Consider the following 6,884-nt stretch of genomic DNA (forward strand, 5'->3'; position numbering starts at 1 on the left):
AAAACAATAGGGTGAGAGGCAATAACCTCATCCAAAACAAAGCTTCAATGCCGGAAAACCAAATAGACCTCAGCGATGCGAGGCCAATAAACTAAAACTCCAGATAACTGGGACACAACCAAGACAGCAAGCTGACCTGACAAGGGCGTCAAAACAATGATTCCGGCGTATCACCGCTCATCTAGGTTGAAATCTTGGAGGCTTGCTTCAAAGATACCGTCTTTGGTGATTGACACGCCTGAACAAACAGGTACTCGGTGCTCAAGTTGTTTGAACGCAATCCCAGGTGGAATGTATTGAACGACCAAAATATTAAGATACCGAAGGCATTGGCATACCAAGGGTTCAAACTGAGAAAATGCAATCTTCTAAAGATATAGTTGCAAGCCTCTGCGATGCGAACGCATCTGATGACATCGTCACAACAGTTGAGGCCAGGGACACATTTCGCAGTTTGATTCGAGCACAGCTTTCGGTGCGGAACGCTAAATCACCAACTTCGGTTTCTGCCCTCTACAATGAGATACGAACGCAACCTGACGTTTGGCGCCACCTTCCAAAATTTGAAGAAGCTGGCGCAGAATATGACCCCGATGCAGCCATGGAACCCGGTTTTGCTGCTGTCACATGCTGCATGAACCGAAATGACCACCTGGCGCAGACATTGCCAACGTGGCTTGTGCATCAGGAAATTGGCGAAGTTATCATCGTGGACTGGAGTTCGGAAATTCCGGTTGAGATCACTCTTCGGAAAGCGGGGATAACTGATCCACGTATACGCATTCTTCGGGTCGAGGATGAAGGATCCTGGATTTTGTCCCACGCGTATAATCTGGGATTCCGCGCTGCGACCAAAGACAAGATTATCAAAGTCGACAGTGACATTATCCTCGATTCAGAGTTCTTTAGCCGCAACACAACAGGTGTTGACCAACTGACTGCAGGGAACTGGCGCCAGGCGAAATCCGGGCAAAGCCACGTGAACGGCTTTTTCGTCGTTGGGCGTGAAAATCTTTTGGCTGTTAACGGCTTCAACGAACGGATTGTCACCTATGGCTGGGATGACGATGACCTGTACGGACGCCTGACCAACGCAGGCGTGCAAAGAGAAGATGTCGATCCCGACACCATCAGCCATATTGATCATTCCGACGTAAGACGCGTTGAGCGCCCCAAAAGCACACCGGTCACCGGATGGGATGAAGTGCAATCTTATCCGCAGTTCTGGATCGCGCTGAACCGGCAAACTGCGTCGTCCTGCGCCCCATGGGATGTGAGTTGCCCAATGACGGGTTTCCAGGTGCTTAGTGAAACCGGGAACATAGTGCGGTTAAGACGCAGCCACCCCTACGGCGTAGATACAAACCTTATTGGCACGCGGATGGAACGCGCCGAAGCAGCGGTTAGTGCAATACATGATGTGTTCAAAGGTGTTGCGGTCTCTGTTTCCTGCGAAGCTGTGGATTATGCGTTGATGACCCGCTCGTTGGAAGACGCCATAGTAGCCATCAGCAACACGTCGCTGCAACCGGAAGAGAATACAGGCGAAGTTACCGTTCCGCTGGGGCATAGCCTGCAAAAGCCGAAACTAGTCGTCGATGCGCAGCATGGTTTGGGCAACCGATTGCGTGCAATTGCTTCGGGGTTTTCATTTTCACAAATCCACGATCGCGAACTGATCATTCGCTGGGTGCCTGACGAACATTGCGATTGCACCTTTGCGTCATTGTTCGACTTTGACGGGGCAGTCGAGGATACCAAAGAGAACGACCCGGAGAACGCGTTAACGGTCGACCTGATGAGCAAGGCATTCCGGGAGGCCTTTGACACCGCCTCATTGGTTAAGGCGCAGCGGGATATCGTTATCCAATCGGCTTACAGGTTTACATTCGGCAAACCCTACGACCCCATTGAACGGAAATTCCTGCGTGAGCTGAAACCGAGTGCGGATGTGCAAGAGATGATCGAGTCCGTCCGCAGCCAAAACGACATCGCCGTACACGTGCGTATGAATGGCGGCGCGGCTACGGACCCTCATGGGGACGTTCCCGGAGACTGGTCGCGGTCAGAAGACGAGATTTCCAGACGTGCCCGCAGCAGATCCCACTATGCGTTCTTCTTCAAACGTCTGGATCAACTGCTGGAGGCCAAGGCCGATTCCACGATTTTTCTGGCGTCGGATAACTCGGAATCTTATGGTGCTTTCGCTGCGAAGTACCAAGATCGCGTGACCAGCCTGCCAAGAACGGTATATGACCGATCTGAAGTGCAGCTTAAATATGCGCTGGCAGATGTAATCCTGCTGTCGCGTGCGCCGCTTTTGCTGGGAAGCAACTGGAGTTCGTTTACGGAAATCGCCCATTCAATGTCTCAAAATCAGAGGTTAGAGATATCTGGGCAGCATTTTTAATGTGGCTCGAAATTCCGGACAGCGGTCCAAATCTTTATGAATACCTACTAAACCCGCCAGAGTGTAAATCTGAATGAATGACAGTGAAACAAGGAGCTTAGCCGTTGAGAAGGTTGTTTTAGCGTGCAAGCAACATGTAAGTGAAATTATCGTTCTGGAAGGCCGAAAGCACACGGAATGGTGCACGGCCTATGAGCAGAACGGTGTTCCACGTGTCACTCAATCTTCCTTTAGTGCGCTGTCTAAGACCGTTTCTCCTCAGAAGGTCACTGATGGTGGCATTCGTATCATTCACGTCACTAAGGGCGTTCCTGCGGCAAGCCTGAGTGAAGCGGAACACAGTGTAAACCTGCTAACGAGTTACGCTGATATTGTAGTATTCTCACCGGTTCCCGTAGCTGAACAACAGGTTCAGGACCTGCTGATTTCATGGCCCAGCTTTTGGGCATTGCTGTTTCTTGCCGAAGGGTTTGTTTTGCAGGACATCGTGCGCCCGGCGGTATGGGACAGTTTCTACAGCGATTGGGACGACCTGCAAAGCACGGTTGTGTTTACCAATACGGCGCTGGGTGACAGTTGGGCAGATAGCGATGGTGACGGCGCCAACATGGTTGTGGATTATGTGCATCCCTCGAGTTTTGAAGTCGGGCTTAGACGTCAGCTGGCATTGCAAACCAGTGCGATGCTGAACGCACCCGATACGTCTGCGACGTCTCAGGAATTCAGTTCTAAGATTCACATCGCGCTGCCCAAACGATATTCCAAAAAGGAATATGAACAAAAGCTTTTTCAGGAAAGTCGGAAGTGGTGGAAGGTCGCCCTTTGCTCACCTTGGCGGATTTCTTACTGGTGTGATCTTTGGCGTCTCCAGCGGCGTACCAAGCGCTGGTCGAATTAGAACTTGCCCGCTTTAGTCCAAAGCTGCTGAACAAACATGCGGGTGAAAAGCCCTGTTTGGCTTCAAGTCTCTGGTAAACAACAAAAAACATCCGCGCCCGCACGCTTGGTTGCGTCCAAAACTTGTGGGCAGTTTGGTAAAGGGTGTTTGATCTGATATACTGCGTTTTGTTTACAAGTGACTGAGAGTATTGATCTCTGTGCGCTTGTTCTATCGGGCAGACTCATCTGTCGCTGTATCGCCCGGCGGCACCAAATTTAAGACCGTCCCATGACCCTAAGCGTCATTCGCGCAACGCTGCGTGCGTTTTGAACATGGAAAGTTTACGTAAAAAACCTATTAAAACATTGATTTAAGGCCAAGTTTCGCCACAGGCAACGCACAGCTGAGGCATCGCGGTTCTCTAGCCCTGATCCAGATCATTACTGGAATCGGAGATAGAACCATGCCGAGTTTCCTCGACTGTTGTTTCAAAGCGTCAGCGCAAACAGGACAGCGCTCTGCTTGTAGCATTGTCCGGTTTTTTACCGTCTTGCTGAGTGTCGCGACATTGATACCGGTGACCCTTGCGCCAACACGCGCCCAGGCACAGCAGTTGCTGGTCGTGGGAAGCGATCGCGGCGGCTATCTGCATGACCGTTTGATCGAGTTGGAAAACCTCAAGCGCAACGGAGTTCTGGTCGAGATCAGGGGCCGTATCTGCTATTCGACATGCACGATGTTTCTGGGGTTGCCCGGAACTTGCGTTGATCCTGATACCACCTTTGGGTTTCACGGTCCGTCCCAAAGCGGTCGTCGGCTTGCGCAAGAAGATTTCGACTATTTCAGTCAGATCATGGCTGCTTATTATCCGGAGCCGTTGAAATCTTGGTTCATGACCAAAGCCCGGAACCGGATCAACGGGCTCTATAAGGTCAAAGGCCGCGAGATCATACAGATGGGCGTGCCCGCCTGCCGAACCGCCTGAACCCGGTCTTGCCCGCAGTCAGGTCGCCGGGTATCACGTTTGGATCAAACGCCGGTGCCGGATTTCCTGTATCGGCTCCTTTTACGGCTAACCGGGCAGGAGAAAAGTTCATCGTGCTGTCATCGCTTTTCGGACGATTCAGGCGGCGTGCCCCGTTTCTGCCACCAACCCCAGATACTCCAATTTGCGTTATCGGTGACGTGCATGGCTGTGTCGTGCAGTTGGAAAAGCTACTGAACAAGGTGCCGCAGGACCATCGGATCATTCTGGTGGGCGATTATGTCGACCGCGGAGAATGCAGCGCCGAGGTCTTGCGCCTGATCAGTGCGCGCCCCGATATAACCTGCCTGAAAGGCAATCATGAAGAGATGATGCTGCGGTTCCTGAAAGACCCCTTGGAACAGGGTCCGCGGTGGCTGCGTTATGGCGGGTTGCAGACCTTGGCCTCGTTCGATGTGCGCGGGGTCCGGGCTGAGATGACCGGTGATGAGCTGACAGAGTGCCGGGACAGGTTTCAAGAGGCGATGGGCGACACGTTGTATCAATGGGTGACCGGGCTGAAGACCTGGGAAATGTCGGGCAACGTCCTTGTGGTGCATGCCGGTGCTGACCCCAATGTTCCGCCCACCGACCAGTCGGAAAAGACCCTTATCTGGGGTCATCCGTCATTTCTAAAAACAATCAGGCGCGACGGTGTTTGGGTTGTACACGGGCATACGATTGTCGGTGAGGCTGGCGCGCAAAAGGGACGAATTTCCATTGATACCGGCGCTTTTGCAACTGGTGTGTTAAGTGCAGTTTGCCTGGATGGTGGGGAGCCCAGATTTTTGACGTCACAAGGCTGAAAACTGAGCCCGTACAGGCGCAAATCCGCGGTTGCACTTGCTTTTTCCTGTTGAAGCTGAGCAAAATCTTGTCACGCTAATTCACATCTAATAGGACCTGTTTAAATTAAATCAGGTTTCGAGCTTATCATGTTGATCACCCCTATTCTTCTTTGCGGCGGGTCCGGGACGCGTCTTTGGCCGTTGTCGCGGCAGAGTTACCCCAAACAATTTGTGCCGCTTGTTGGGGATGAGACACTTTTCCAGGCCTCAGCTCGGCGTTTGTCCGGCGCGGCGGCGGGGTTGGAATTCGCTGCTCCGGTGGTTCTGACCAATTCGGATTTCCGCTTTATTGTGGCCGAGCAATTGCAGGCCGTCGGCATTGATCCCGGTGCCATTTTGATTGAGCCCGAAGGGCGGAATACGGCCCCAGCGGTCCTCGCTGCCGCGCTGCGCGCCCATGCCGAGGATCCGGACGCGGTGCTGTTGGTTGCGCCGTCCGACCACGTAGTGCCTGATGTGGCGGCGTTCCAGAATGCGGTTGCCCGCGGGTTGGAGGCTGTCGAGCAAGGGCAACTGGTAACATTCGGGATCACCCCAACGCATCCGGAAACGGCTTATGGTTATCTCGAATTGGCGAGCGCATCGAACAGCGGCGGATCACCCGTTCCGCTGAAAAAGTTCGTGGAAAAACCAAATCTGGCTCGCGCAACTGAAATGCTCGAAGCGGGCAATTTCAAATGGAATGCCGGGATCTTTCTTTTCCGTGCATCGGATATGATTGCGGCCTTCCGGGCTCATGCGCCCGAACTGATATCGCCCGTCGAGGCAGCCGTCGATACGGCAACGCCGGATCTGGGCTTTCTGCGCCTGAACCCTGAACCCTGGGGCAAGGCCGAAGATATCTCAATCGATTACGCGGTGATGGAGAAGGCGACGAACCTGTCGGTTGTCCCGTTTGACGCGGCTTGGTCCGATCTGGGTGGATGGGATGCAGTCTGGCGAGAAAGCGGGCCGGATTCTGACGGCGTGGTGACCAGCGGCGGAGCCACAGCCATTGATTGCCACAACGCGCTGTTGCGCTCGGACAGTGACCAGTTGGAGTTGGTGGGCATCGGGCTTGAAAACATCATCGCCGTGGCGATGAATGATGCGGTTCTGGTTGCGGATGCCTCGCGGGCGCAGGACGTTAAGAAAGCAGTGAGCGCGCTAAAGGAAAAAGGCGCTGCACAGGCTACAACCTTCCCCAAGGATCACCGCCCTTGGGGCTGGTTCGAAAGCCTTGTGGTTGGCGACCGGTTCCAGGTTAAGCGTATTCACGTCCACCCCGGCGCGTCGCTGAGCCTGCAAAGCCATGTCCACCGCTCGGAACACTGGATCGTTGTCGAAGGCACGGCCCTTGTGACGATCGACGACAAGGAACAGTTGGTGACCGAGAACCAATCGGTCTACATCCCGTTGGGGGCGGTGCATCGGATGCAGAACCCTGGCAAGGTGCCGATGGTTCTGATTGAAGTTCAAACCGGAACCTATCTCGGTGAGGATGATATCGTCCGGTACGAGGATGTTTATGCGCGCGGTCAGGGCGCAAAGGGCTGACGATCCAGCCCCATCTGACGCCACGCAGCCAGGTATGGCGCATTGATCAGGCCCCCGGACGGGGGCCATTTTTGTTGCCCGGAAAGCTTGGTGCAGCCGTTCCGTTCGGTGTGTTTTGGTTGTGTTAGTTGTGTTTTGTTTATGGTGCTTCTGATTGAGATGACTGAGTGAGGTTGGGTTGATGAG

5 protein-coding genes are annotated in these 6,884 nt (G+C 53.6%); all 5 read left to right on the forward strand.

All coding sequences use genetic code 11. From position 1 onward, the window contains the following. Positions 1–601 precede the first annotated feature (601 nt). A complete protein-coding gene (locus ACR0AL_RS20800) occupies positions 602–2,410 on the forward strand; it encodes a galactosyltransferase-related protein (RefSeq protein WP_170352131.1) in 1,809 nt (602 codons plus the stop codon). 73 nt (positions 2,411–2,483) lie between these two features. After that, a complete protein-coding gene (locus ACR0AL_RS20805) occupies positions 2,484–3,308 on the forward strand; it encodes a hypothetical protein (protein ID WP_480664519.1) in 825 nt (274 codons plus the stop codon). Between the two features lie 445 nt (positions 3,309–3,753). Further along, a complete protein-coding gene (locus ACR0AL_RS20810; protein ID WP_254438840.1) occupies positions 3,754–4,275 on the forward strand; it encodes a hypothetical protein in 522 nt (173 codons plus the stop codon). Between the two features lie 113 nt (positions 4,276–4,388). Then, the gene (locus tag ACR0AL_RS20815) at positions 4,389–5,120 is read left to right on the forward strand and encodes a metallophosphoesterase family protein (RefSeq protein ID WP_480664521.1); all 732 of its coding nucleotides are present in this window, start codon (positions 4,389–4,391) and stop codon (positions 5,118–5,120) included. Positions 5,121–5,249: 129 nt separating this feature from the next. Continuing rightward, positions 5,250–6,698 (forward strand): mannose-1-phosphate guanylyltransferase/mannose-6-phosphate isomerase, encoded by a 1,449-nt coding sequence (locus ACR0AL_RS20820; RefSeq protein ID WP_170352129.1) that lies wholly within the window; start codon positions 5,250–5,252, stop codon positions 6,696–6,698. Positions 6,699–6,884 lie beyond the last annotated feature (186 nt).

This window comes from Ruegeria sp. BB1 (assembly GCF_056539465.1).

What these genes read in the sequence shown, in the direction of transcription:
- ACR0AL_RS20810 (WP_254438840.1), top strand. Translation starts at nt 3,754, where the DNA reads ATGCCGAGTTTCCTCGACTGTTGTTTCAAAGCGTCAGCGCAAACAGGA.
- ACR0AL_RS20800 (WP_170352131.1), top strand. Translation starts at nt 602, where the DNA reads ATGGAACCCGGTTTTGCTGCTGTCACATGCTGCATGAACCGAAATGAC.
- ACR0AL_RS20820 (WP_170352129.1), top strand. Translation starts at nt 5,250, where the DNA reads ATGTTGATCACCCCTATTCTTCTTTGCGGCGGGTCCGGGACGCGTCTT.
- ACR0AL_RS20805 (WP_480664519.1), top strand. Translation starts at nt 2,484, where the DNA reads ATGAATGACAGTGAAACAAGGAGCTTAGCCGTTGAGAAGGTTGTTTTA.